Source organism: Enterococcus sp. AZ048, from assembly GCF_051715125.1.
GTDB lineage: Bacteria > Bacillota > Bacilli > Lactobacillales > Enterococcaceae > Enterococcus_A > Enterococcus_A gilvus.
The window spans coordinates 757,767-783,252 of record NZ_JBIOTD010000001.1 but is presented as its reverse complement, the minus strand read 5'-3'; the positions used below and the strand labels follow the sequence as shown (position 1 = coordinate 783,252).

General features: G+C 42.1%; 25 protein-coding genes. 8 read left to right on the top strand and 17 right to left on the bottom strand.

All coding sequences use genetic code 11. From position 1 onward, the window contains the following. Positions 1-180: 180 nt before the first annotated feature. The gene (gene trxB / locus IGI66_RS03930) at positions 181-1,095 is read right to left on the bottom strand and encodes a thioredoxin-disulfide reductase (protein WP_010781524.1); all 915 of its coding nucleotides are present in this window, start codon (positions 1,093-1,095) and stop codon (positions 181-183) included. A 211-nt stretch (positions 1,096-1,306) separates the two neighbouring features. Further along, a complete protein-coding gene (locus IGI66_RS03925; protein WP_010781525.1) occupies positions 1,307-1,525 on the bottom strand; it encodes a YneF family protein in 219 nt (72 codons plus the stop codon). Positions 1,526-1,822: 297 nt separating this feature from the next. Here IGI66_RS03925 and proB point away from each other — a divergent pair, with 297 nt between their 5' ends. Next, the gene (proB, locus tag IGI66_RS03920; RefSeq protein ID WP_010781526.1) at positions 1,823-2,623 is read left to right on the top strand and encodes a glutamate 5-kinase; all 801 of its coding nucleotides are present in this window, start codon (positions 1,823-1,825) and stop codon (positions 2,621-2,623) included. Positions 2,624-2,628: 5 nt separating this feature from the next. After that, complete coding sequence (locus IGI66_RS03915) at positions 2,629-3,876, top strand: glutamate-5-semialdehyde dehydrogenase (protein ID WP_438847663.1); 1,248 nt, start codon at positions 2,629-2,631, stop codon at positions 3,874-3,876. 41 nt (positions 3,877-3,917) lie between these two features. On the opposite strand, the gene IGI66_RS03910 is transcribed toward IGI66_RS03915, so the two are convergent. The 3 genes from IGI66_RS03910 to tyrS all read right to left on the bottom strand — a co-directional run bounded on the left by IGI66_RS03910 (position 3,918) and on the right by tyrS (position 7,103). After that, positions 3,918-4,808, bottom strand: a complete 891-nt coding sequence (locus tag IGI66_RS03910; protein WP_086305530.1) for a deoxyribonuclease IV — start codon at positions 4,806-4,808, stop codon at positions 3,918-3,920. A gap of 23 nt (positions 4,809-4,831) precedes the next feature. Next, complete coding sequence (locus IGI66_RS03905; protein ID WP_438847661.1) at positions 4,832-5,737, bottom strand: AEC family transporter; 906 nt, start codon at positions 5,735-5,737, stop codon at positions 4,832-4,834. A gap of 103 nt (positions 5,738-5,840) precedes the next feature. Continuing rightward, on the bottom strand, positions 5,841-7,103 hold the full coding sequence (tyrS, locus tag IGI66_RS03900; protein WP_010781530.1) for a tyrosine--tRNA ligase: 1,263 nt from the start codon (positions 7,101-7,103) through the stop codon (positions 5,841-5,843). A gap of 333 nt (positions 7,104-7,436) precedes the next feature. Here tyrS and IGI66_RS03895 point away from each other — a divergent pair, with 333 nt between their 5' ends. The 4 genes from IGI66_RS03895 (at position 7,437) to IGI66_RS03880 (ending at position 11,558) form a co-directional block, all read left to right on the top strand. Further along, complete coding sequence (locus IGI66_RS03895) at positions 7,437-9,812, top strand: transglycosylase domain-containing protein (RefSeq protein WP_114524000.1); 2,376 nt, start codon at positions 7,437-7,439, stop codon at positions 9,810-9,812. Positions 9,813-9,962: 150 nt separating this feature from the next. Next, a complete protein-coding gene (locus IGI66_RS03890; RefSeq protein WP_114523999.1) occupies positions 9,963-10,184 on the top strand; it encodes a DUF2829 domain-containing protein in 222 nt (73 codons plus the stop codon). Further along, positions 10,181-10,933, top strand: coding sequence for a 3-oxoacyl-ACP reductase (locus IGI66_RS03885; protein WP_010781533.1), 753 nt, complete (start codon positions 10,181-10,183; stop codon positions 10,931-10,933). The genes IGI66_RS03890 and IGI66_RS03885 overlap by 4 nt, the downstream gene beginning before the upstream one ends. A gap of 118 nt (positions 10,934-11,051) precedes the next feature. After that, on the top strand, positions 11,052-11,558 hold the full coding sequence (locus IGI66_RS03880; protein WP_010781534.1) for a QueT transporter family protein: 507 nt from the start codon (positions 11,052-11,054) through the stop codon (positions 11,556-11,558). A gap of 30 nt (positions 11,559-11,588) precedes the next feature. Here IGI66_RS03880 and treC read toward each other — a convergent pair whose 3' ends face one another. Both treC and treP read right to left on the bottom strand, forming a co-directional pair. Continuing rightward, on the bottom strand, positions 11,589-13,211 hold the full coding sequence (treC, locus tag IGI66_RS03875) for an alpha,alpha-phosphotrehalase (protein ID WP_438847658.1): 1,623 nt from the start codon (positions 13,209-13,211) through the stop codon (positions 11,589-11,591). Positions 13,212-13,226: 15 nt separating this feature from the next. Continuing rightward, on the bottom strand, positions 13,227-15,173 hold the full coding sequence (gene treP, locus IGI66_RS03870) for a PTS system trehalose-specific EIIBC component (protein ID WP_316407381.1): 1,947 nt from the start codon (positions 15,171-15,173) through the stop codon (positions 13,227-13,229). A gap of 394 nt (positions 15,174-15,567) precedes the next feature. Between treP and treR the strand changes: the two genes are divergently transcribed. Then, positions 15,568-16,290, top strand: a complete 723-nt coding sequence (gene treR / locus IGI66_RS03865; protein WP_438847656.1) for a trehalose operon repressor — start codon at positions 15,568-15,570, stop codon at positions 16,288-16,290. A 68-nt stretch (positions 16,291-16,358) separates the two neighbouring features. Here treR and ccpA read toward each other — a convergent pair whose 3' ends face one another. Further along, a complete protein-coding gene (ccpA, locus tag IGI66_RS03860; protein WP_010781538.1) occupies positions 16,359-17,363 on the bottom strand; it encodes a catabolite control protein A in 1,005 nt (334 codons plus the stop codon). Positions 17,364-17,558: 195 nt separating this feature from the next. Between ccpA and IGI66_RS03855 the strand changes: the two genes are divergently transcribed. Further along, positions 17,559-18,659, top strand: coding sequence for a M24 family metallopeptidase (locus IGI66_RS03855; protein WP_438847654.1), 1,101 nt, complete (start codon positions 17,559-17,561; stop codon positions 18,657-18,659). Between the two features lie 83 nt (positions 18,660-18,742). Here the strand turns inward: IGI66_RS03855 and IGI66_RS03850 are convergent, their stop codons facing one another. The 9 genes from IGI66_RS03850 to IGI66_RS03810 form a co-directional block, all read right to left on the bottom strand. Beyond that, complete coding sequence (locus IGI66_RS03850) at positions 18,743-19,309, bottom strand: YtxH domain-containing protein (RefSeq protein ID WP_010781540.1); 567 nt, start codon at positions 19,307-19,309, stop codon at positions 18,743-18,745. A gap of 2 nt (positions 19,310-19,311) precedes the next feature. After that, positions 19,312-19,749: a DUF948 domain-containing protein gene (locus IGI66_RS03845; protein ID WP_010781541.1), complete on the bottom strand. Its 438-nt coding sequence runs from the start codon at positions 19,747-19,749 to the stop codon at positions 19,312-19,314. Between the two features lie 119 nt (positions 19,750-19,868). Further along, on the bottom strand, positions 19,869-20,429 hold the full coding sequence (locus tag IGI66_RS03840) for a TetR/AcrR family transcriptional regulator (RefSeq protein ID WP_010781542.1): 561 nt from the start codon (positions 20,427-20,429) through the stop codon (positions 19,869-19,871). 166 nt (positions 20,430-20,595) lie between these two features. Then, positions 20,596-21,489 (bottom strand): UTP--glucose-1-phosphate uridylyltransferase GalU, encoded by an 894-nt coding sequence (gene galU, locus IGI66_RS03835; protein ID WP_044926408.1) that lies wholly within the window; start codon positions 21,487-21,489, stop codon positions 20,596-20,598. Between the two features lie 22 nt (positions 21,490-21,511). Further along, positions 21,512-22,528, bottom strand: a complete 1,017-nt coding sequence (locus IGI66_RS03830) for an NAD(P)H-dependent glycerol-3-phosphate dehydrogenase (protein WP_288227547.1) — start codon at positions 22,526-22,528, stop codon at positions 21,512-21,514. 184 nt (positions 22,529-22,712) lie between these two features. Further along, positions 22,713-23,543, bottom strand: a complete 831-nt coding sequence (gene lgt / locus IGI66_RS03825; RefSeq protein WP_438847651.1) for a prolipoprotein diacylglyceryl transferase — start codon at positions 23,541-23,543, stop codon at positions 22,713-22,715. 1 nt (position 23,544) lies between these two features. After that, positions 23,545-24,480 (bottom strand): HPr(Ser) kinase/phosphatase, encoded by a 936-nt coding sequence (hprK, locus tag IGI66_RS03820; protein WP_010781546.1) that lies wholly within the window; start codon positions 24,478-24,480, stop codon positions 23,545-23,547. A gap of 306 nt (positions 24,481-24,786) precedes the next feature. Continuing rightward, positions 24,787-25,149: a phage holin family protein gene (locus IGI66_RS03815; protein ID WP_301516794.1), complete on the bottom strand. Its 363-nt coding sequence runs from the start codon at positions 25,147-25,149 to the stop codon at positions 24,787-24,789. Further along, entirely contained in the window at positions 25,149-25,466 is a 318-nt protein-coding gene (locus IGI66_RS03810) for a PspC domain-containing protein (RefSeq protein ID WP_010781548.1), read from the bottom strand. The genes IGI66_RS03815 and IGI66_RS03810 overlap by 1 nt, the downstream gene beginning before the upstream one ends. Positions 25,467-25,486: the final 20 nt, after the last annotated feature.

Here is a 25,486-nt window from a genome sequence, read left to right as displayed (position 1 = left end):
TCCCACCGTTCTAACAATTATTTTTTAATCTCTCGCTGAAAGCGCGTAATAGTTTTGGACAATTGTAGCATGATTTCCCTTTTGATAGTTATTTAGTCAAAAAAAAGCATCTAATCAATGATTAGATACTCTTTTCCTTTTCTGATCACAGCCGACTGTTTAGTCGACTATACTCATATGTTAATCTTGTGCTTCAATGTATTTATAGACTTGTTGGCCTGCGATCCCGCCTTCACCAACAGCCGTCGTGATTTGACGCAGATCCTTTTCACGTGCATCGCCGATAGCGAAAACTCCAGGGATTTTCGTCTTCATTTCAGGATCTGTTTCGATCCATCCAGCAGCATTGGTGATCCCGCTAGCTTTAAACGGTTCTGTCAATGGTTCCAATCCTACATAAATGAAGGCACCATCCGCTGGTTCCAAATGAACTTCCTCCGTTTTAACGTTACGGATTTGCGCACCTGTCACCACCATCTCGTTTCCGACGATTTCTTCTACAACGCTGTCCCAAATAAATGAGATTTTTTCATTTGCAAACGCACGGTCTTGAATAATTTTTTGTGCTCGCAATTCATCCCGACGGTGAACAATAACGACCTCAGAGGCAAAGCGAGTTAAGTAGATCGCCTCTTCAACTGCTGAATCGCCACCGCCAACAACGATCAAACGTTTGTTGCGGAAAAAGGCACCATCACAAACCGCACAGTAAGATACACCGCGGCCAGCAAAAGATTCTTCTCCAGGCACACCCAATTTCCGATGGACACAGCCTGTCGCAATAATGATCGTTTTTGCTTCGTAGCTTTGTTCTTCCGTAATGACTTCTTTGTAATCCCCGTGATCTTTGATATCTTGGACAATTCCATAGGCATTTTCAGTCCCGAATTTCGAGACACCGTCATACATCTTCATCGCAAGTTCTGGACCCATGATCGATTCAAATCCCGGGTAATTTTCTACTTCAGCGGTATTGTTCATTTGTCCGCCTGGCGCACCACGTTCAATTAAAAGAACTTTTAAGTTCGATCGTGAAGCATATAAGGCTGCGGTCATCCCTGCTGGACCCGCGCCGATAATAATTACATCATACATTCAGACATTCCTCCCGTTCGCCTTTACTTTACAACCCAGATTATGTTCTGTCGACAAATCTGCTTACTTTTAGTAATTACATGCTTTTCTTCATCAGCCATGCCCATAAAAGATTCACGCGACTTTGCTCCAGCAGATTTGTTTTGGCAATTCTTTTCAGTGCTAATCAAAAAAGAAGGGCAATCATCAAACGACGATTGTCCTTTCAAAATTACTGTTGGTTTTTCATTTGCTGCATCATTTGACGAATCTTTTTCTCTGAAGGCTTTTGACCCATCGACATCATCATTTGGCGCAACATATCCTCATTGATTGGAGGATTCTTTTTGAAATAGTCTTGCATATATTTACGAGCTAAGAAGAAACCGCCGACAGCACCTAATAGTGCAGCGATTACTGCGATCAATACTACGATTCCAGTTGATACCATTTTCACCGCTCCTTTCCTGACACATTCTCATACATTTTACTAGAAGAGCTCACAAAAGAAAAGCCGTTTTAATGAACTTCAAATGCCTAAGTGGAATTTTATTTCAATCTTATCGCTTGTTTTATAAAGAATCCAATTTTTTTAAATGATAAAAAAATAAAGCGTGTTAGATTTCTTAAGTCCCAGATAAATAAAAAAAACCGAGAATTCGTAAATAATTGATGAAATATTAATTAGAATATGATAAAATCCAAAACAATATCTTCCTCGCTGGTGGCTAAGTGAAGAGGTGGAAACATGAGAGACTTTTTAAGATCCGTGAATCGGATCGTGGTGAAGATCGGGACGAGTTCCTTGATCCATCCAAACGGCAAGATCAATTTTGCTGGTATTGATCAATTAGCATTTGTACTCACTGACCTTTGTAATCAAGGGAAAGAAATAATATTAGTTTCATCCGGCGCCATCGGTGTTGGGATGGACAAACTCAGTATTCCAGAACGTCCGCAAGACATTCCAATACAACAAGCGGTTGCGGCGGTCGGGCAATCTGAGCTGATGCACATCTATAATCAGCGCTTCTTAGTTTATAGTCAGCAGACTGCGCAAGTTTTATTGACACGTGACGTCGTAGACTTTCCTGAGAGTCGCAAAAATGTAATCAACACATTGGAGCAGTTGCTTTCAATGGGAATCGTTCCTATTATCAACGAAAACGATACCGTCGCAGTCGACGAAATGGACCACACAAGAAAATTTGGGGACAATGATGAATTGTCAGCGATCGTCGCGCAATTGATGGACGCGGATGTCTTGATCATGTTAAGCGACATTGACGGCTTTTATTCTGATAATCCTTCAAAAAACAAGCAAGCCGTCCTATACTCGACCATTTCAACAATCAATCAAACGTTGATGGAACAAGCGGGCGGTGAAGGCAGTCGCTTTGGCACAGGTGGCATGGCTAGTAAATTGAGAGCCGCTCAAAGAGTCCTAGACTCTAACAGCGCGATGGTTTTGGCCAATGGCAAACCTCCACGAATAATTTTTGATATCTTAGCAGGTGTAGACGTCGGAACATTATTTAAGGAGGCTTAGATTGCATGGATAATTTAATGAATACGTTAGGAAAGCAGGCCAAGCGAGCAGCTCAGCAATTGAGTCAATTAGAAAGCCTGCAAAAAAATGATGTTTTGATACAGATGGCGCAAGATTTAGAAGAGCAGAGCGCTGCTCTTCTATCCGCAAACCAACGGGATTTGGATCGGGCGAAAGACCATGGGATTCCTGATCCTATGATTGATCGTCTGCGCTTGACGCCAGAACGAATCAACGAAATGGCTGAAGGCATCCGTCAAGTCGCCCAATTACCTGATCCCATTGGTGTGGTAGAAAAAATGTGGCGCACAGAGGACCAATTAACGATCGGGCAGCAACGTGTCCCTCTAGGAGTCATTGGGATCATCTTTGAGTCACGACCTAACGTCACGACTGATGCAGCTAGCTTGTGTTTCAAATCCGGTAATGCAGTCATTTTGCGTGGCGGCAAAGAAGCTTTCTTTTCAAATCAAGCACTCGTTGCCCTTATGCAAAAGACCCTGCGCGATCATCAATTGGACTCGGCAATGATCCAATTTGTCAACGATACTTCTCACGAGGTTGCCGCTGAGATGATGCATCTGAATGACTATCTAGATGTCTTGATTCCGCGAGGCGGCTCAGGCCTGATACAACGCGTTAAAACTAGTGCGACAGTTCCCGTCATTGAGACAGGGACTGGCAATAACCATGTGTACGTTGATTCGGCTGCACAACTAGAAATGGCTCTTGAAATTGTCAAAAATGCAAAGGCGCAACGCCCTTCTGTCTGCAATGCGATTGAAACACTGGTGGTCCATGAAAAGGTAGCAGCCGACTTTTTACCCTTGGTCGAAAAAGAGCTGACGCCACTTGTTGCCTTACGAGGAGACGCACATTCGCTGAAATATTTAAAACAGGCGGACTTGGCGACGGAATCCGATTGGTCTACAGAATTTTTGGATTATATTTTGGCGATAAAAATCGTCGCTTCTATTGATGAAGCCATCGAGCATATCAATCACTACAACTCAAAGCATTCAGAGGCTATCGTGACAGATAGTTATTCTAATGGACAAAAATTTCTAAAAGAAGTCGATGCGGCCGCTGTCTATATCAATGCGTCTACACGATTTACAGATGGGTTTAAGTTCGGCTTTGGTGCTGAGATCGGTATATCGACTCAAAAGCTTCATGCTCGCGGGCCGATGGGCCTAGAGCAGTTGACTTCAAGTAAATACATCATCTATGGTGATGGACAAATCAGAGAATAGCAAAAAGGGATGTGCTCGATTAATGAGCATACCCCTTTTTCTTATTGTGCTTGAATTTTATCCAACAAATCTGGATCAAATTTTTGTGATTTCAACATCGCGATTTCAAAGCCATAAGGTGGTTTTTGGTTCTTTTTATCTTCCCCAACGTAAGGTGTTTCTAGAATTTTAGCTAAATCTGTCAATTTTTCATGGTGGACGATACTATTCAACGCATCAAACCCAATCGTTCCAAAACCGATGTTTGCATGACGATCTTTATGGGAACCCATCGGATTTTTTGAATCATTCACGTGGATCACTTTCAAGCGATCCAAACCGATCACACGATCAAATTCTTCTAATACACCATCAAAATCTTCCTTGACATTATAGCCGGCATCGTTCGTGTGACACGTATCAAAGGTAACAGAAAGTTTCTCGTTCAATGTAACCCCATCAATAATATATGCCAGCTCTTCAAACGTCTTCCCTAATTCTGTTCCCTTGCCAGCCATTGTTTCCAGTGCGATTTGCGCGCGTTGATCTTTGGTCAGCACTTCATTCAATCCTTTGATGATTTGATCTAACCCAGCTTTTTCCCCAGCTCCTACATGAGCTCCTGGATGCAGCGTGATCTGCATCGCCCCTAAGGCTTCTGCACGCATGATCTCCTCTCTTAGAAATTGAACGGCAAATGGAAACATTTCTGGTTTTTTGGTATTTCCTAAATTGATGATGTAGGGTGCATGCATAACGATATTCGATAATCCATGTTCCTTCATGAATGCTTCCCCCGCTGGGATATTCATCTCTTCTACTGGTTTGCGGCGTGTATTTTGCGGTGCACCGCTATAAATCATAAACGTCGAGGCATCATAACTTGCCGCTTCTTGCGCCGCCCCTAGTAACATTTCTTTTCCCTTCATACTTACATGAGAACCTAATAACATAAAAACCTCCAGATTTTTTATTTTTATAGAACCAACAATAAACTTGTCATCAACGGTAAACTGATCAAAAAGCTGAGTGAGGAGGTGAACCCTACCACTTCTGCACGCATTCCCGCGGTCACACTGTTGATCACGCCAAATGTCGTGATCGGTCCTACAGAAACAAGACACAACACAGCTTTAATGATCGTCGGCAGCGGCAGGAACATGAACAAAACCGCTAATAAGACCCCACCTGCATACTTTATTATTAAGACGCGCCAAACTAAGGATAACTCTTTCTTCGGCAAGCGCAACTCTAGAAACAAGCCAATCATAAACATTGATAAAAATATATTCGCGTTCGCAATCGGTTCGACGACTTGGAAAACGGCTGCAGGTAGATCAATTTCAAAAATACGTAAGCACAACATGATCAAGTAGCAAAGAAACGGTACTGATCGCCCTAAACGGCCCATCACATTTTTCACACTTGGCCGCTTTTCATTGCTGCCGCTGATTCCTTCGATCACGACTGTTGATCCTCCTGCCAGCATGACACTGTTCCCAATATCAAAAAAGGATAAAATCGGGATCGCCTGCGGCATAAAGCTTTGAACAAATGGAATGGCAAAATTCCCAATATTGTACCCAGAAACACTGTACATCAAGAATTCTCGTTCGACCTGCTCCTGTTTTTTTGAAAAGAAATGTCCGATCACGATCATTACAATATTCAATAAGATTCCTGCTAAGATCAGCAATAGCAATTGATTTTCTACGTCAAGAGCGCGTAAATTAACAATGATCGCTGCCGGCAATGTCACATTCACAACGATTTTTGAGATCATCGAGCCGTCAGCCTTCACAAACAAGCTCAATCGTTTCGTTAAATACCCTATTAAAATAATACCAAATAAACCCAATGAGTTTAATAAAACTGCTCTCAAATACTCACTCCTAATCCGTATTAGCCGCTCTGAAACGCTTCCCTATCACTACATAGAAAGAGGATTGCTCCAAAAATTGGTACAATCCCTTCCACGAGTATAATTAAAATTGTAAAACAAAATATTTTTTCTTGCCGCGACGAACGACAACAAACGCATCTGCCAATTTATCTTCATCGCTTAATGTGTAAGACACATCCTGGACACGATCACCATTGATGTAGATCGCTCCATTGGTTATATCTTCTCGTGCTTGACGTTTCGATTTCTCGATCCCAGCAGTGAGCAGTATTTCAACTAGATTCAACTCATCTTCTGACTGAACTTCATAGCTCGGAACATTTTTGAATCCTTGTTTAATTTCTTCCGCATTCAAGTTCTTCACATCACCGCTGAACAGTGCTTCCGAAATATGCACGGCTTGATCATAGGCCTCTTCACCATGAACTAAGACCGTTACTTCTTTCGCTAACGCTTTTTGAGCTGCGCGTTGTTCAGGTGCCGCTGTGAATTCCTTTTCGATGGCTTCAATGGCTTCTAAACTCAAGAAAGTGAAGTACTTCAAGAATTTAACAGCATCGCGATCATCGGTATTGATCCAGAATTGGTAAAACTCATAAGGAGAAGTCTTTTCTGGGTCCAACCAAACGGCATTGCCTTCAGTTTTTCCGAATTTTGTTCCATCCGCCTTTGTAATCAATGGCATCGTTAATCCAAAGGCTTGTTTGCCCTCTTCACGACGAATTAATTCGATCCCTGATGTGATATTTCCCCATTGGTCGCTGCCGCCCAATTGTAACAAACAGCCATAGCGTTTGTTTAACTCATAAAAGTCATAGGCTTGCAGTAATTGGTACGCAAACTCCGTGTATGAAATCCCAGACTCGATACGGCGCTTCACGCTTTCCTTACTCATCATGTAATTAATCGTGAAGTTTTTACCAACATCACGTAGGAAGTCGATCAATTTTAATTCGCCCAACCACTCATAGTTGTTCGCTACGATCGCTGGATTTTCTTTATTTTCGAAATCAATGATTCCTGAAAGTTGGTTTTTAATGCTTTGCGACCAGTTTTGAACAGTATCCAGCGTGTTCAATTGACGCTCTGCATCTTTAAATGAAGGGTCCCCAATCATTCCTGTACCACCACCAACCAACGCGATCGGCACATGGCCGTTTTGTTGGAAACGACGCAACGTCAAGATCGGTAGTAAATGACCAATATGCAGGCTGTCTGCAGTAGGGTCAAAGCCGATATATAGTTTAACAGACTCTTCGTTTAATTGTTTTTCTAGGGCTGCTTCATCGGTTACTTGAAAAATTAAGCCACGGGCTTTTAGTTCTTGAAAAAAGTCTGAATGCATGTTTTGTCCTCCTAATTATTATTGCTGTTTTCACTAAAAAAAGTGAAACAGATGCACATTACGCATATCATTCCTGTAATGATTTATACTTTCCCATATTAACTGAAAAGACGTGGAAATAAAAGCTATTCACCAGATTTCTTCGAAGTTTTGTCTCTCGAAAAGGTGGAGCGAATGGCAAAAGCCGAACAATATAATAATGTTTGTTTTGTTTTACTTAACAATTAGTTGAAGTTTTGATTACAAACATTGCATCCGCTTGTTAATGGAAGTAAAACTTTGCTATAATTCAACAGATAATTAAAATGAATAGAATCTAATGAGGTGGACTTTTTGGCTCACAAGAAAAAAATAAAGAAGCAACCGAAAAAGAGCAACAGCAGAGCAAACGCTACTTTGGGCGGACCTTTTGCCCTGAATGTTTCGCTTCGAGTAATCAAGTCTCTCCTGCTCGGATTGATCGTTGTGCTTTTCTTAGGCGGTATGCTTGTAGTTGGTATTGGAGCTGGGTATTTTGCACACCTTGTTGAAGGTACGCCAACACCGACAAAATCAGAAATGAAGCAAAAGGTTGGCGATATCGCAGAATCATCTAAACTACTTTATTCTGACGATCGGGAACTGGCGACGATTCAAGCGGACCCCATTCGTGAAAAGATTAATTCAGATGAAATCTCTGAATGGGTAAAAAAAGCATTGGTCGCTACGGAGGATGAAAACTTCTATAAACACCACGGGGTCGTTCCAAAGGCTGTCGTACGTGCGCTGCTTGGTGAAGTGGTCGGCTTCGGAGCTGGTTCCGGCGGGTCGACGCTTACTCAACAATTGATCAAACAGCAAGTTTTGACCAACGAGACGTCCTTCAAACGGAAGGCCAACGAGATCGTCTTAGCATTGGACTTAGAGAAATATCTGAGCAAAGACGAGATTCTAACAGCCTACCTGAACGTCTCTCCTTTCGGTAGAAACAACAAAGGACAAAACATCGCTGGTGTAGAAGAAGCAGCCATTGGGATCTTCGGAAAGCATGCAAAGGATCTAAACCTGCCGCAATCTGCCTTTATCGCTGGATTGCCGCAAAGTCCGATTGTATACAGTCCCTACACCAACACGGGGGATTTGAAACAAGATTTTTCTTTAGGGATGGCTCGGAAAAATGATGTGCTTTTCAATATGTACCGTGAACAAATGATTTCTAAAAAAGAATATGACGATGCAAAAAACTATGATCTGTCCAAAGATTTCCAAGCTCGACAAGACATGGAAGTTCAGCAGCACGGCTTCTTATACTACACCGTTTATAATGAAGCAATCACGATCGTTGCTAAGCAGCAGGCCAAAGAAGACGGGATCAGTGATGCGGATTACGGCAAAGAAGAAGTTCGTAATCGTTACGTTGAACAAGCTAAAGTCAAAATGCAAAATCAAGGTTTGATCGTAAAATCAACGATCGACAAGAACATCTATGACGCGATGCAATTAGGCGTTGCTGAATATGGACAATATCTTGACGATGGTTCTGGTGCAACGATTGAACCGGGAACAGTTATGATGAACAACAAAACCGGTCGAATCTACGGGTTTGTCGGCAGTCGTGATTACAATACAAACCAAAACAATCATGCCTTCGATACCGTTCGGCAAGCAGGCTCGTCCATCAAACCGATGTTGGTCTATGGACCTGCTATTGATCAAGGTCTATTAGGCAGTCAATCGCGGATCGCTGACTATCCAATGAAGTATCAACATGGTGAGAATGCCGGAAAAGAATTGAAAAATGCTGAGAACAAAGGATCTAAAACCTTCCAAACGACACGGGAAGCATTGGTCCAATCTACAAATATCACAGCCTATCATGTTTATCAAGACATGCTGACTAATAAAGGCTCTGATCAATTTGCTTATGACAACTATCTGAAGAAGATGAACTACCCTACTTCAAACAACTGGGGCGTGGAGTCTGCGCCATTAGGAACGACAGAAGTCTCGACCCTGACTGAAGTGAATGGCTTCCAAACATTAGCAAATGACGGGGTGTATCAACAAGGATACCTGATCGACTCGATCACAGACAGTACCGGGAAAGAAATTTACAAACACAAAGAAAATCCTGTTCAAGTCTACTCCAAAGCAACGGCCTCAATCATGAATGATTTAATGCGCAGTGTGATCAATGAACAGCACACGACGCCATTTAAATCGATCTTAAGCGGTGTAAATTATCCGCTAAGTACGGCCGATTGGGTAGGAAAAACAGGAACAACGGATAATTATGCCGACAACTGGCTGGTCGTTTCCACTCCTACGATCACCTTAGGTACTTGGACTGGGCGAGACGACAACAAGCCGATGGTGGACGGTGCGGGAAATCGCACGGCGACCTATATGGCCTATCTCGCAGGACGAATCTATCAGGTAAATCCAAGCGTCTTCGGGGAAAACGAGAAATTCGAACTCTCTGGCGATGTGAAACAGACCAAAGTCTCTGAGTTTACTGGCTTGAAACCTGGCAAGGTCAGTCACAACGGAACAACGTATCAAGTACCGGGTGGTGAGACCACCTCACTATGGGCTAAAGATGGTCCAGCCGACAATACTTATGAGTTTGGTATCGGTGGAAATGACGATGATTACAAAACTTATTGGAATTCTCGAAACAAAACCAGTACTAAAAACAAAGATGACGACGACGCAAAAACAGATGACTAGATTTTATCTCCTCTTTACTTTTTTAAGTAGAGAGGTTTTTTGTGTTCTGCGCGTATAAATAGAACCCTCCCTGCTTTATCTACTTGTAGCGCTTCTGGCTTTTTGGTATTCTACCAACAGCAACTTTATTTTGAACGGAGGAAGAATAAAATGACTTTTGAAGCAATTTTACCTGAATTAAAAAACGGCGCTAAAATCATTCGTGAAGGCTGGGGCGGCTTTGAACTCTATGTAACATTGGTAGAAGGCGAGCAATTTGATGGCTCCCCCGTTACTCCTTATTTTTTGATCAAAACAGCCGACGAAGGATTCTCCAGCTTTGCACCAACGGTTTGCGATATTTTGGCAGATGATTGGAAAATCGTCGAATGATGACTTTTGATTTTTCTGATAAAACCGTCTTTGTCACAGGCGCTGCTTCTGGTATCGGGGCGGCTCAAGCCCACGCATTTTTAACTGCGGGTGCCCATGTTTTTGCCTTTGACCTGCAAGAAAAACCCCTTCTTGAACTACAAAAAAAATTCCCTGAACAGTTTTCTTTTTGTCTTGGGGATGTTCGTACTAAAACCGATTTGCAGCGAGCCATTCAAACCTGCCATGAGGTTTTCGGAACAATCGCTATTTTACTGAATACTGCAGGTGTTTTGGATGCCTACTTGCCTTTAGCAGAGACGGAGGAAGATTTGTGGGATCGAATTTTAAATACCAATATAAAAGGAACCTATACCCTCACTAAATTGGTGTTGCCTGAGCTCCTTGAAAACCAGGGGACGGTGATCAATATGGCTTCCATCGCTGGCCTTGTCGCTGGTGGAGGCGGCATCGCTTATACGACCAGCAAGCATGCCATCGTTGGCTTCACGAAACAACTGGCATTGGATTATGCTGCGGAGGGTCTTCATGTCAATGCTCTGGCACCGGGAGCGATCCAGACTCCGATGAATCAAGCGGACTTTGCTGGCGACGGTCACATGGCTAAGTGGGTCGCTGAAGAAACGCCCGTTAAACGCTGGGCGACTCCTGATGAAGTTGCGTATGCGACCTTGTTTTTAGCAAGTGATCACGCTCGCTATATGCAAGGGACCATTTTGCCGATCGATGGCGGGTGGCTGTTAAAATAGCTTGCATTTTTTTTGGAATCCTCTATCATGAAGTTTAGCGAGAAAATCGCACTGCGGCACTTCAATCCTTTGGTCGCAGTTATCAACGAGGCCTTGTCTCGTAAAGGAGAATGATACGATGCATCTTGAAAAAAGTTCAGCGCAACGCTGGACGACCACCGATACGGCAAAAATGGCCGTTGTAACAGGACTGTACGTTGCAGTAACTGTCGTTTTATCTGTCATCAGCTTTGGCGCGATCCAATTTCGATTGGCGGAAATGTTCAACTATTTGCCGCTTTTCAATAAGCGGTACACCCTTGCAGTGACTCTAGGGGTCGCGATTGCCAACTTGGCTTCTCCGCTTGGAATTGTCGATGTTTTATTTGGCAGTATTTCTACCTTGATCGTTTTACTCATTTGTCGAGGAATTACTAGAAATATCGCAAGTCTTAAGAAAAAAATGATCGTTACCGCATTGCTTTTTTCTTTTTCCATGTTCACCATTGCGGGTCAATTGACTGTGCTGTATCAAGCACCATTTTTCTTTAATTGGCTGATCATTGGTTTAGGGGAACTGCTCTCTATGGGATTAGGCGGTGTACTGATCTATTTAATAAATAAACGAATCGATTTAACAAAATAGACGCGTGAGCAAAATGCTCACGCGTCTTTCTTAACGATAAATCGCTAGTGACTGATACGGTTTTAAGGTCAGCTCTTTACCAACCACTTCTGCGCTGTAATTATCAATCAGCACCTGCCCAGCAACAAATTCCTCAGGCACCTCGATCGTTGTTTCCTGTGGGAAAAAGTTGTTCAACACGAGCAAGGAATGACCGTCTAATCGGCGGATGTACCCATAAAGCTGCGGATGATCCGGCAGAAAGGCTTCATAGCTTCCTTCCGCGATCACAGGATACTCTTTTCTAAGTTTGATCAGCTGCTGATAGTAGCTAAAGATAGAGCCTTCTTGCAACTCCTTTGCCACATTGATTTCATTTGCTGATTTTCCTAGTCCTATCCAGGGAGTTCCTTTAGAAAATCCACTGTACTCACCGCTGTCCCACTGTATCGGCGTCCGGGAATTGTCACGGGATTTTCTTTTGACGATCTCAAAGGCTTCTTGCTTTGTCTTTCCTTCAACGAGTAATTCTTGGTACGCATTTAGACTTTCTATATCGACGTATTGTTCCATCGTATCGAAGTCCGGGTCCAGCATCCCGATCTCTTCTCCCATATAAATATAGGGTGTGCCTCGGTTCAGATGAATCGCACCCGCAAGCATTTTCGCTCCGGCTACGCGGTAGTTATCCACATCAATAAATCGATTTAGTGCGCGCGGCTGATCGTGATTATTCCAAAAAAGAGCATTCCATCCGTTCTCCTCACTCATTTGCGTTCCCCAAGTATGAAACAATTCTTTCAGCTTCGCAAAATCAAAAGGCATTTGTGTCCATTTTTTTCCATCTTGATAGTCCACCTTTAAATGATGGAAATTGAAGGTCATGTTTAATTCTTTTCGTTCGGGCTTCGTGTATAAAATACATTCCCCGACCGTTGTAAAACTCATTTCACCTACTGTGATTATTTCGTCGTCATTGCCAAACGTCTCTTGATTCATTCCATGAATGTAATCGTGGTTGATTGGCCGATCCGTATACGCGGGTTTTCCGTCATTTTCGGAACAATCTTTCAACACCTCATCTTTACCGATCAAATTGATGACATCAAAGCGGAAGCCCTTGACTCCCTTGTCCATCCAAAAACGCAGGACCTCATACAGTTCTTCTCTCACTTCGGGATTGCGCCAATTCAAGTCCGCCTGTGTCTTATCAAAAAGATGCAAGTAATATTTCCCTGTTTCTCCAAAAGGTGCCCAGGCATTTCCTCCAAATTTTGAGACCCAGTCGGTTGGTTCTTCTCGTAAAATAAAGTAATTTTGGTATTTTTTTTCACCTGCTAACGCTTTTTGGAACCATTCATGGTCTGTTGAGACATGATTGAAAACCATGTCCAGCATGACTTCAATCCCATGTTCCTTTGCTGTCTTCATCAAATTCTCAAAATCAGACATGGTTCCGAACATTGGATTGATCGCTGTATAATTTGCCACATCATAGCCATTATCATTTTGCGGGCTTGGGTAGATTGGACTTATCCAAATCATATCCACTCCCAAGCGTTTTAAATAAGGAATTTTTTGCTTGATTCCTAGTAAATCCCCCACGCCATCATGATTCGTATCTAAGAACGATTTAGGGTAAATTTGATAGATTACTTTTTCTTTAAAACTCATCTCATCCTCCGATTTCTACAATTGTGTTGCGATCAAGATTTTTTCATCATTTGTGACTTTCGCATCTTCTAACAGCGGATCTACTTGATAATCCGTTGAATTGGTCACAATAATCGGTGTCTGTACTTCATAGCCTGCCGCTTTGATAGCTTCCACATCAAATTCCATCAAGAGCTGGCCTTGCTTCACACTGTCGCCTTGGCTGACATGGCTTGTAAAATATTGGCCGTCTAACTGAACGGTGTCGATCCCAATATGGATCAATACTTCTGTTCCCTCATCACTCACTAAACCAATTGCGTGCTTCGTTGGAAAAAGCAGACTGATTTGTCCGTCGAAGGGCGCATACAATTTCCCTTCGCTAGGATCGATGACCACGCCTTGTCCCATCATCCCTTCCGCAAAAACAGGATCTTTTGCACTGCTCAAAGGATGCAGCATACCCGCGATCGGCGCAAATAATTCAACCACAGCGCCAGTTTTTTTAGGCGCCTCACTCCCTAATGTAGGAACATTTTCCTCTTCGATACGATCAATTTTATTGAACAAACCAATGCGTCGGAAAGTCAAAGTCAAAATGAACGGTACGGCGATCGCGATCAGCATCCCAATCCCGAAGATCAAATAGTCTTGCGGACGAATGGCTAAAATTCCCGGCAGTCCGCCGACACCGATTGATAGTGCCCGTACTTTGAATAATGTCACGAACAGTCCTGCGATACCGCTGCCGATCATCGCTGCAATGAATGGATAGGTGTATTTCAGGTTGATCCCGAACATGGCTGGTTCCGTTACCCCTAACCAGGCAGAGATCACGGATGGAATAGATACTTGTTCTTCCTTCTTATTGCCGCGATGAGCAAATACGATTGCTAAAACCGAAGCCCCTTGAGCAATATTTGATAAACAGATCATTGGCCATAAATTCGTTGAACCAAAGTCCGCGATCAATTGCGAGTCGATCGCTAAGGTCGTATGGTGCAGACCGGTGATAACCAGAGGCGAATAGAGCGCTCCGAATATGCCGCCGAATAACCAGCTGAAGCTTGATGTTAATCCTGCATTAACTACCGCAGATATCCCTGTTCCGATTTTCCAGCCAATTGGTCCTAAAATAATATGTGCAGCCAGGATCGTTGGAATCAGTGAGAAGAATGGCACAAAAATCATAGAAACCGCTTCTGGAATATGCTTACGGAAGAACCGTTCCAAATAAACAAGCAGGAATCCTGCCAACATCGCCGGAATAACTTGCGCTTGGTACCCGATTTTATCAACGGTAAAGAAACCAAAATCCCAAGTCCAATTCTTTGCAATCTCAGCAGCAGTTGTTCCATTTACTGCATAGGCATTCAACAATTGCGGAGAGACTAACGTGATCCCTAGGACAATTCCAAGAATCTCCGTCGCGCCCATCTTGCGAGCGATACTCCATGTGATCCCTACTGGCAAGAAGTGGAATATCGCTTCACCTGGTAACCATAAGAAGCCGTTGACGCCGTTCCAAAAAGTAGAAGCTTCAGCGATTGTTTGTCCATTGAGCCACCCCATCGGAACAGCTTCCAAAATATTTCGAAATCCTAAAATCAAACCGCCGACAATAATTGCTGGTAATAAAGGGGTAAAAATTTCTGCTAAAACAGTAATGGCCCGTTGGACGGGGTTTTGATTTTGCTTCGCTGCGGATTTTGCGGCTTCTTTTGAAACGCCTTCAATTCCAGATGCTTTGACAAATTCATTGTAAAAAACGGCGACATCGTTTCCAATAATGACTTGGAACTGGCCTGCATTGGTGAACATTCCTTTTACGCTAGGAATGTCTTCGATACGTGCTTCATCTGCTTTTTTTGGATCGTTTAATACAAAACGCATCCGTGTGGCACAATGTGTCACAGCAGAAATATTTTTCTTGCCGCCAATTGCCTCGAGAAGCTCCTTCGTATCCTTTTCATATTTCCCCATGTTTTTTCCCTCCGAATAATTTAACTTGTATGGATAAGTTCGATTGCTATCTTTACTATATAAGGTTTTAACATTTTTGTAAATCGCTTACATTTTATATTAAAAACTATTTATTAGAGAATCTTAATAATAAACTCAAATAACAAATTTTATTTACCAACTATCGGTATGATGCATACGGACAGGTTGGGCAATCACCCGACAAGTTTTAGTAAAAATAAGAATTTCCTTATTTTAATATTTAGTGGCGATCAGAATGCGTTTTACTTTCGTTTTTATTCTTTGTATAATGATTATACCTATACGGACAAGTTTAAGATTTGGCATCCTTCTCACTAAACACGCATCGTGTGTCTAACTGAGAAGGTATGTGCGTTTCGAGAGGAGGATATACATGAAAAATTATGAAGTGATCTACCAAGCGATTGAACGGGGAATTTTAAAGGAAGTATATGAAGCGGGTTCTTACTTACCCAGTGAAAACAAACTACGTCAGACCTACCATGTTTCTCGGGATACGATTCGCAAAGCGTTGTCGCTTTTAATGGCGAATGGCTACATTCAAAAAATTCAAGGCAAGGGCTCCCTTGTCTTAAAGCGAGAGCAATTACGTTTCCCTGTATCCGGTTTGACTAGCTACAAAGAATTGCAAAATTCTTACGGCTATGAAAGCAACACTGAGGTTGTCAGCCTAAAAAAAATTGAGATCGGCCAAAAAATTGCTCGTATAACCGGGTTTGAAGTAGGATCTATCTGCTGGGAGCTGATCCGCACTCGAGCCATTGATCAAAAAAAAGTGATCCTCGATAAGGATATCCTGCTGACAACAATTGTGCCGGAACTGGATACTGAGATCGCGAAGGATTCGATCTATCGTTATTTCGAGAATCAATTAGGTCTCAATATCTCCTTTGCAGAAAAAGAAATCACGATTGATGCTTTGACTGGAGAGGACCGCGAGCTGCTTGATTTGAATCAGCATGACATCAATATCGTTTCCGTAAAAAGTCGGGTCTTCACTAGTGACGCTCGTCAATTTCAATATACCGAGAGTCGCCATCAAGTCGACAAATTTCGCTTTTTTGATTTTGCACGCCGACACCCATCGACCATGTAAGGTTTTCTATTTAAACCCATCTAAACAAAAAAAGGGCCGCACCCTAACAGGTGCAGCCCTTTTTAAAATTATTCTTTTGTTGAGCCTTTTTCGAAAATGCCGTGTGGCAATTCGATCGTTTTTTGTTCGATTTCTTCTTTGTTCATCATTTTTGTTAATAGACGCATTGCTACCGCACCGATATCATACAAGGGTTGTGTCACGCTGCTTAGACGTGGACGAGAAACTTCTGTAAGCAATGAATCATTGCTTGTGATGATCTCGAAGTCTTCAGGCACTTTCACCCCTTTATCGATCAAACCGTCTAACAGGCCAATCGCCAATTCGTCATCGGTAATGTAGGCTGCTGTCGCTCCGCTATTCAAGATACGGTCAGTCAATGCCAAGCCTTCTTTAAAGTTATATTTTGCTTCAAAAATCAAGCCTTCATTGTAGTCCAAACCATTTTCAGTCAATGATTCTTTATAACCGCCCATACGCGCTTGTCCATTGATCGCATCGATCAAGGCGCCGCTGATGAAAGCAATTTTTTTGTTGCCGTGTTTTGCTAACAAGTCGATCGATTCTTTTGTTGCTGCTCTATAATCGATGTTTACACTGCCAACTTGTTCATCTGGATCAATAGAACCAGCTAAAACAATCGGTGTTTTTGAACGAGAAAATTCCGCACGGATTTCGTCAGTGATACGATGACCCATAAAGATCACGCCGTCCACTTGTTTAGCCAAGAGGTTGTTCAATACGTTGACTTCTTTTTGTGCTTCGCCGTCAGAGTTGGCTAAAATAATATTATATTTGTACATTGTCGCGATGTCGTCGATCCCGCGGGCCAATGAGGCAAAAAACATATTGCTGACATCAGGAATGATTACACCAACAGTCGTTGTTTTTTTACTTGCTAGTCCTCGTGCAACTGCATTTGGACGATAATCTAGACGTTCGATAACTTCTAACACTTTTTTACGTGTTGTTGGTTTCACGTTTGGGTTGCCGTTGACCACACGTGAGACGGTCGCCATTGAAACGTTGGCTTCACGGGCAACATCATAAATCGTAATTGTTTGCTTTTCCATGGATATGCTCCTTTAATAATGTTTTCAGAAAATATCATTTACATTTCTAAAAGATAATAGCACGTTGTTTCACCGATTGCAACCGTTTTACACATTTTTCCTTAATTCGTTGTAAGCGTTTCAACAGAATCATTTTTCAATAAATTTTATTAGTGTTACAATCAATATAACGTTAAAAGAAAGAAGGATGTATGAATGAACCAAGAAAAAGTTTTAGAACTGCGAAAATGGATGGAAAAAAATGGTGTGGATTTAGCCTATGTTTCTGATGCAAGCCATATCGGATACTTCTCTGGCTTTGAAAGCAACCCAATGGAACGTGTGCTGGCGTTGTTCATTCCGATCGAAAAGGACCCTTTTCTTTTTGCTCCCGGCTTAGAAGTCGAAGATGCCAAAGCAAGTAGTTTTGAGTATGACGTTGTCGGTTATTTGGATAGCCAAGATCCTTTTTCTTTGATTGTTGAGGAAATCAAAAAACGTTACGGATCTCCTAAGAAAATGGCTTTAGAAAAAAATCAATTGGTTTTAGATCGCTACCAACGATTAAGCGATGCCTTTCCTGCTGCTGATTTTTCAGCAGATATGACTCCGTTAGTCCAAGAATTGCAATTATATAAAACCGAAGAGGAATGCCAACGCTTGATTGAAGCAGGATCAACGGCCGATCTAGCATTTGAAATTGGCTTTAGACATGTGCGCCCTGGTATCACAGAAGAAGAGATCGTGGCTGAGATCGAGTACGAGCTGAAGAAAAAAGGGATCAAAGAAATGTCCTTCCCGACGGAAGTACTGGCAGGACCAAATGCGGCGAGTCCCCACGGAACTCCAGGAAAAAACACCTGCAAGGAAAATGAATTGGTCTTATTCGATCTAGGTACGATCGTCAACGGCTATTGCAGCGATGCTACACGAACCGTAGCCTGCGGGAAACCGACCGATCACCAAAAAGATATTTACGATATCGTGCTAGAAGCGCAATTAAAAGCGCAGGAAGCTGTAAAGCCTGGTATTACTTGCGGCGATCTAGACAAAATTGCTCGTGACGTGATCGAAGCACACGGCTATGGTGATTATTTCAATCATCGCTTAGGACACGGAATCGGTACAACGATCCATGAGTTCCCACAGATCGTTGGTGGAAATGATTTAGTTGTTAAAGAAGGCATGTGCTTCTCCATTGAACCAGGTATTTACCTGCCAAATGATGTAGGTGCCCGTATCGAAGATTGTGTCTACGTGACAAAAGATGGCTGTGTTCCATTCACTAAAACATCAAAAGAATTAATCGTTTTATAAAAACAAAACGGACCCCAAAAGTTAGAGGCTACTCTTTCTTTTGGGGTCCATTTTTTTATAGGTACTTCTATGACCTGTTTTTGTTATTCAGGATTGTTTTTTTCGACTTCTTCTTTTAATTCTTCTTTTACTTCAGAAAAATCAGGTGTTTCTTCATTCAGCTCTTTGCTCTTTTCAGCCAAAGCTGCGGCGCCTTCAGATACTGTATCCTTTGCCTCTGCTTCCGTTTCTTTCACAGTAATGACAATATCCTCTGAAGCATCCTCAGCAACATCTTTTGCCTCACTGGCAGCCTTGCGGAAACGATCAGATAAGTCTGTGCTTTGACGTTTCAGATCCTCGAGTGTGTCAGAGGTGATGTCGTCCATGTCTTCTTTAGACTCACTCACTTTACCTTTGACATTTGACGCAAGATCGCTTGCTTGATCACTTAAATCAGAAGCACGATCTTTTACGATCGAACCCATTTCATTCGTTTTAGCAACAAATTCGTCGGTGTAATCAGATGCTAAGTCCAACCACTCGTCTGTCTTTTTCGTCAAGTCATCACGTAGTTCTTTTCCAGATTTTGGAGCCAATAGTAACGCCACCACTGCAGCAGCAGTTCCTCCGATTAATGCACCTGTTAAAAATTTTCCGTTTTTTGCCATTCTTATCCCTCCGCTTTCGTTGTCGTTTTGCGATTTCTAAAGAATTTCATTGTTGATGTGCCCACTTTTCCTGCAACACTGACTTTCGCTGCGTTTTTACCAACGCCGCTGACTTTCCCTGCCAAATTGCGGCTGCTCGTATTTAAATCTGAAACACTCTGACTTAAATCTGCCACCGCTGTAAACAATGGATCGATCGTTTCTACTTTTCCATTAATATCATTCAGCAAATGATTGCCTTTCACTAATAAGCCTTCCACTTGCTGCATGAGTACATCTACATCTTTGGTAAGAACATCAATCGTTGTATTGGCCTCTGTCACAGTCGTCTCCACTTTTTCTACTGTTTTTGACACCTGACTTAAGACACGCACTAAAAATATCACCAACACAACAAATGCCAATGCGGCAATAATTGCGGCAATGCCACCTAAACTCATTTAATCGCCCCTCTCATTTTTCACTCATTATGATAACTTAAATTATACCATTCTCAGAGAAATTAATGAAAGAGAAAGAGCTTTATTCACAAAGGAATAAAAAAAGCACCTCAATAAAACTATTGAGATACCTTCATAAAGTTTTTAAGAACACCGTTGTATATGATCTCTAGATCACTAACTAGGTCTTTCTCACTGATACTGTTGTCGGCGAAGCCCTCAGCATGTCCCCTAAAATAATTAGTCATTACACGCTCAACTTGGATGACCTCCTGATCGGAAAGTTCACATTCAAAAAAGATTCGATTAAATGCGGCTCTTAAAAAAGCAGAAATGCTTTTCTTGTAAGAGTCTATGTACCCTTTTTCGTAAAATACAGTATAAAAGGCATTTTGATCCTTCGCATAGCAAGCCCAAGTTTTTCCAAGCTCGACGAAGGCACATAGATTCGATCTGCCCATTAGTGAATCTACTAAGAGCTCACGGAAATCCTCCATTGCTCGTTCGACCACTGCTTGACGTAATTCTGTAACGCTCCCTGTATGGGTGTACAAAGAGGGGGATTTAACCTCCAAGCGATCCGCAATCTTATTCAACCTCAATCCATCAATGCCAGATTCACAGACCAGGCCCATCGCACAATCAATGACGATTTCTCTATTTAACCGGGAAGTTTTCAATTCATTCTCCTTTTCGTATTCGTTATTTTCAAAAGATATTATATAACAAAATAACAAATAATTTCTATTCGTTATAGTGATAATTTACATTCGAAAATCCAATGATTTGATATTTTAAAATAACTAACAATATTAAAAGCGCAGAGCTCACTCTGCGCTTTATTGATTATTTTTTAGTTTTTGTTTGCCCGCTTAATTCTTTTCCTAATGAAATGATGTAATCGTGCAATTTATCTTTGATTTCTGGATGCTTCAAGCCATATTCGATGCTCGTTGTCATGAAACCAAATTTATCTCCAACATCGAAACGTTTGCCGTTGAATTCATGTGCAAACACTCTTTGCGTTTTATTTAATGTATCGATCGCGTCCGTCAATTGGATCTCATTGCCTGCACCTGGTTTTTGTGTAGCCAATACATCGAAAATTTCTGGAGTCAATAAGTAACGACCAATGATCGCCAGGTTGCTTGGTGCTTCTTCTGGTTTAGGCTTCTCAACAAAATTTTTCACATTGAACAAGCCTTTAGAAACTTCCTCCCCTGGGTTAATGATCCCATATTTAGACGTTTCATTTTTAGGAACGCGCATAACAGCGATCGTAGACGCGTGTGTTTGTTCATAATCGTTCATCAATTGTTTTGTCAAAGGCACGGTGTCTTCCATCAAGTCATCGCCCAGCATCACTACAAACGGTTCGTTGCCAACGAATGCACGTGCTTGTAACACTGCATGACCTAATCCTTTAGGATGAGATTGGCGAATAAAGTGCAGATTCACATCTGTTGTTTCTTCCACTAATTTCAACAGATCCGTTTTTCCTTTTTCTTGCAGATTCATTTCTAATTCAATATTTGAATCAAAATGATCTTCGATTGGTCGCTTGGCTTTTCCGGTAACGATCAAGATGTCTTCGATTCCTGATTTCAATGCTTCCTCAACGATAAATTGAATCGTTGGCTTGTCGACGATAGGCAACATTTCTTTTGCCATCGCTTTTGTAGCTGGTAAAAATCTTGTTCCTAAACCTGCTGCTGGAATGACTGCTTTTTTTACACGCATATATTTTTTCCCACTCTTTCTCTTATAAAGTAAATTCATTTTCAAACGTGCCCTCTCTCGTCATCAAATCACGACAAGCTTGACGCACGTCTTTATCATTGTATAAAACATCATAGATCATTTCAGTGATCGGCATGCTGACGTTCATGCTGTCAGCCAATTCTTTCGCCGCTTTTGTTGTAGATACGCCTTCGACGATCATGCCCATGTTGTCTAATACTTCATCTAATTTTTTCCCTTTGCCCAAGAGATTTCCGGCACGCCAATTCCGTGAATGCACAGATGTACAGGTTACGATCAAGTCCCCTACACCACTCAGACCGATGAATGTTAGCGGGTTCGCGCCCATCGCCACACCCAAACGACTGATTTCTGCTAATCCGCGGGTCATGATTGCTGCTTTTGCGTCGTCCCCATAAGAAAGACCCGCTAAAGCCCCTGCACCTAAGGCGATGATATTTTTTAAAGCTGCTCCTGTTTCTACACCGATCACATCTGGATTTGTATAAATCCTTAAATAGTCGTTCATAAACAGTTTTTGTACATAAGAAGCAAGCTGTTCCTCTTCGCTTGCCGCAGTAATCGTCGTAATATCATGAACTGCGACTTCCTCCGCATGGCTTGGCCCAGATAAAACAACGACGCCTTGACGATGCGCTTCTGGAATCTCTTCTGTCAACACTTCTGAGATCCGCTTGTGAGTGTCTTGTTCCAACCCTTTACTTGCATGGACGATCACTGGTTTATTTTCAGATACTTTAGCAAATTCCTGTGCAACCGAACGAATCGCTTTTGTAGGGACCACGAATAATACCGCGTCCGCATCCTTCACGGCTTCCTTCAGACTTTTTTCACCTTTGATACTTTCTGGTATTTTTAGATCCGGCAAATAATGACGGTTGGTATGGTACGTATTGATTTCGTCAATTTGAGCTTCGTGGTTCCCCCAGATTTTTACCTCGTGGCCATTTTCAGCTAACACTTGTGCTAGCGCGGTTCCCCAAGAGCCCGGTCCTAAAACTGCAACTTTTTGCTTCACAGAGATTTCCTCCTAGTTCGTAATAACATCCTTGTTTCTATAGATACTATAGTTGATTTTTATTCTCTACACCCTATCCTTATGCTCATTGAAACAAACAATAGGTTCGTGCGTTTTCTTAAGATCCCATAATTGGTGTTGATCCTCTGACATAATCATAGCACAGTCAGTAAAAGGAGCTCTCTTATATTAAAGCTTGATTAGTTCCTTGATCACGCGCATATATCTTCACATCTTTGCGTATTTTGCGACGGTAATAGAACAGTGCTAGGCCTCCGACAAAAAGAATCAAGGATAATAGTTGAGATACCCGAATCCCGCCGAACAAGTACAAGCTATCTGTTCGCATCCCTTCGATGAAAAAGCGTCCAAAACTGTACCACGTGACATAGCCCAAAAAGATCTCGCCACGTTTGATGCGCACATTTTTTCGAATAAACAAAAGGATGAGGAAGCCTAACAGACTCCACATCGATTCGTAGAAAAAGGTCGGTTGGCGAAAAGCCCCGTCGATATACATATTATTTATAATAAACTGTGGTAAATGCAGACTCTCTAAAAATTGACGCGTCGTTTCACCGCCATAGGCTTCATGATTTGTAAAATTCCCCCAGCGGCCCATCGCCTGCGCCAGCATGACACTCGGAGCCACAACATCCAAAAACAGCCATGGATCAATGAAATGATGCCGGGTATACACAACCAATACAATCACAGCCGCAATCAAGCCGCCATAGATAGCAAGTCCGCCACTGCGCGTATTAAAAATTTGGATCGGGTCCGCAAGATACATCGGCAGATCAAACAACACATAATACAACCGTGCACCAATGATCGCAATCGGCAGTGCCCAAAGAAGAAAGTTTGACATATCATCTTCTTTTAAGCCCACTCTCAGCGCCTCACGAGTAGACAACCACAAAGCAATCGCGATTCCTGAAACAATAATAATCGCATACCAATAAATTTGAAGACCAAACAAATCAAAGGCAACACGATTTACTTGAGCAAGCATTTTATTGCCCCGAATTTTCTTCGATTAGTTGGGTTAGACGATCTTCAAAGGTCTTCGTCGCATCATAGCCCATTGTTCGTGCCCGGAAATTCATTGCTGCTACTTCAATAATGATCGCAACATTGCGTCCGGTCTTCACTGGAATCTTCACTTGAGGAATTTTCACTTCCGCAATTTCCACTTCAGTATTGCCGCTGCCTAAACGATCATATTTTTTATCCTTAGACCAGCTTTCTAAATAAACCACTAACTGCACTGGCATCGATCCGCGAACTGCACTGGCACCAAATAAATTCATGACATCGATAATTCCAATCCCGCGAATTTCGATCAAATGCTGTAAAATTCTTGGCGGTTCACCAATCAGTGTCAATTCGTCTTGTTGATAAACATCTACTCGATCATCCGCAATCAATCGATGGCCTCGTTTTACCAACTCCAACGCAGTCTCGCTTTTACCAATCCCACTGTCCCCTTGAATCAGCACACCTAATCCATAAACATCCACTAACACACCGTGAACACTCGTCCGCGGTGCTAAGCCGCCATTCAAGTAACTAGAAATCTCACCTAGTAACCGAGAAGTCGAGATAGGTGAACTCAACACCGGAATGTTCCGTTCACTCGCCGCTTCGATCATTTCCTTTGGCGGTGTCAAGCCGCGAGAAACAATAAAAGCAGGCGTATCGTCGCTGCACATACGCCGTAAAACCATCAAACGTTCTTCCGGCATCATTCGTTCCGCGAATGTAATTTCTTTATTTCCAAAAAGTTGTAACCGGTCATGGGAGTAATAATTAAAATAGCCCGTCAACTCTAATCCGGGACGAGAAATATCGCCGGTGGTGATGACCCGCTCAAGACTTTCTTCATCACCCGTGACCACTTCCAATGAAAGGTTATCAACTAGTTCTTTTACTTTTACTGTTTCAGCCATATAATCCCTCTTTTCTACACTTCCGCTCTATTTTATCATTTTATCCATAGGGTGACTAGGTTCAGACAAGCTTCTCCGCCAATCTTAGGAAAAGGCTTTACTAAACATTAATGAATCAAGATACGGCAGTAGTAATTTGGCTAACGTTTTGTTATTCAAAAAATGACGACAGCCAGACAACGCTGCTGCGTGAGAGACAGTGAGAGCAAGCATCCTCGAACATCTGTCTTTCATTTTTTCCATGTAAAAAGCTGTAGACATTCTCCACACGAGGGAGTCTATCTACAGCTTAAAGGGTAACTAAATTTATCTGTCCGCGTATTTATCGATATTATGATCCGAAACGATCGCATTGACAATAGCCATGACGATCGCCACCAATATGGAGACCGCGAAACTAGAGAAGCCAAAGCGATAATTTCCTAATAGGTTGGAAGTCAATTGCAACATACCAGCGCTAATCACAAAGCTGAACAGTCCCAAGGTCAAAATATTTAATGGCAGTGAAAGAAAAATCAAGATTGGTTTCACTAGCGTATTCAATATTGATAGGACAAAGCTTGCAGCAACAGCCATCATTAAACTTTCCACATATACCTGATTAGGAAAGAGCACCGATAGTGAAATGAAAATCAGTGCATTAGCTATTAAGCGCTGTAGGTAAGTCATTAAAAGTCGCTCCAGTCATCTTCATCGATTTTGTCCGCTTTCTTTCGTTGGCGGGACGATTTTTTTTCATAATCATTGTAGTCATTGTTCCCATAATAGGGATTGTTATGTCCATAAGAATCTCTGCCTCTTGGTGCTGATGGGATCACTAACGCCAATAAAATGTAGAGGATGACTGGTGAGCCAATCAAGACGAGACTCAAGAAAACATAAATGACACGCACAATTGTTGGATCAATCCCGAAGTATTCGGCGATTCCTGCTAAGGTACCTGTCAGTACCACATTTGTTCGTGACTTTTGTAATTTCTTTTGCATATGAATCTTCCTTCCTTATT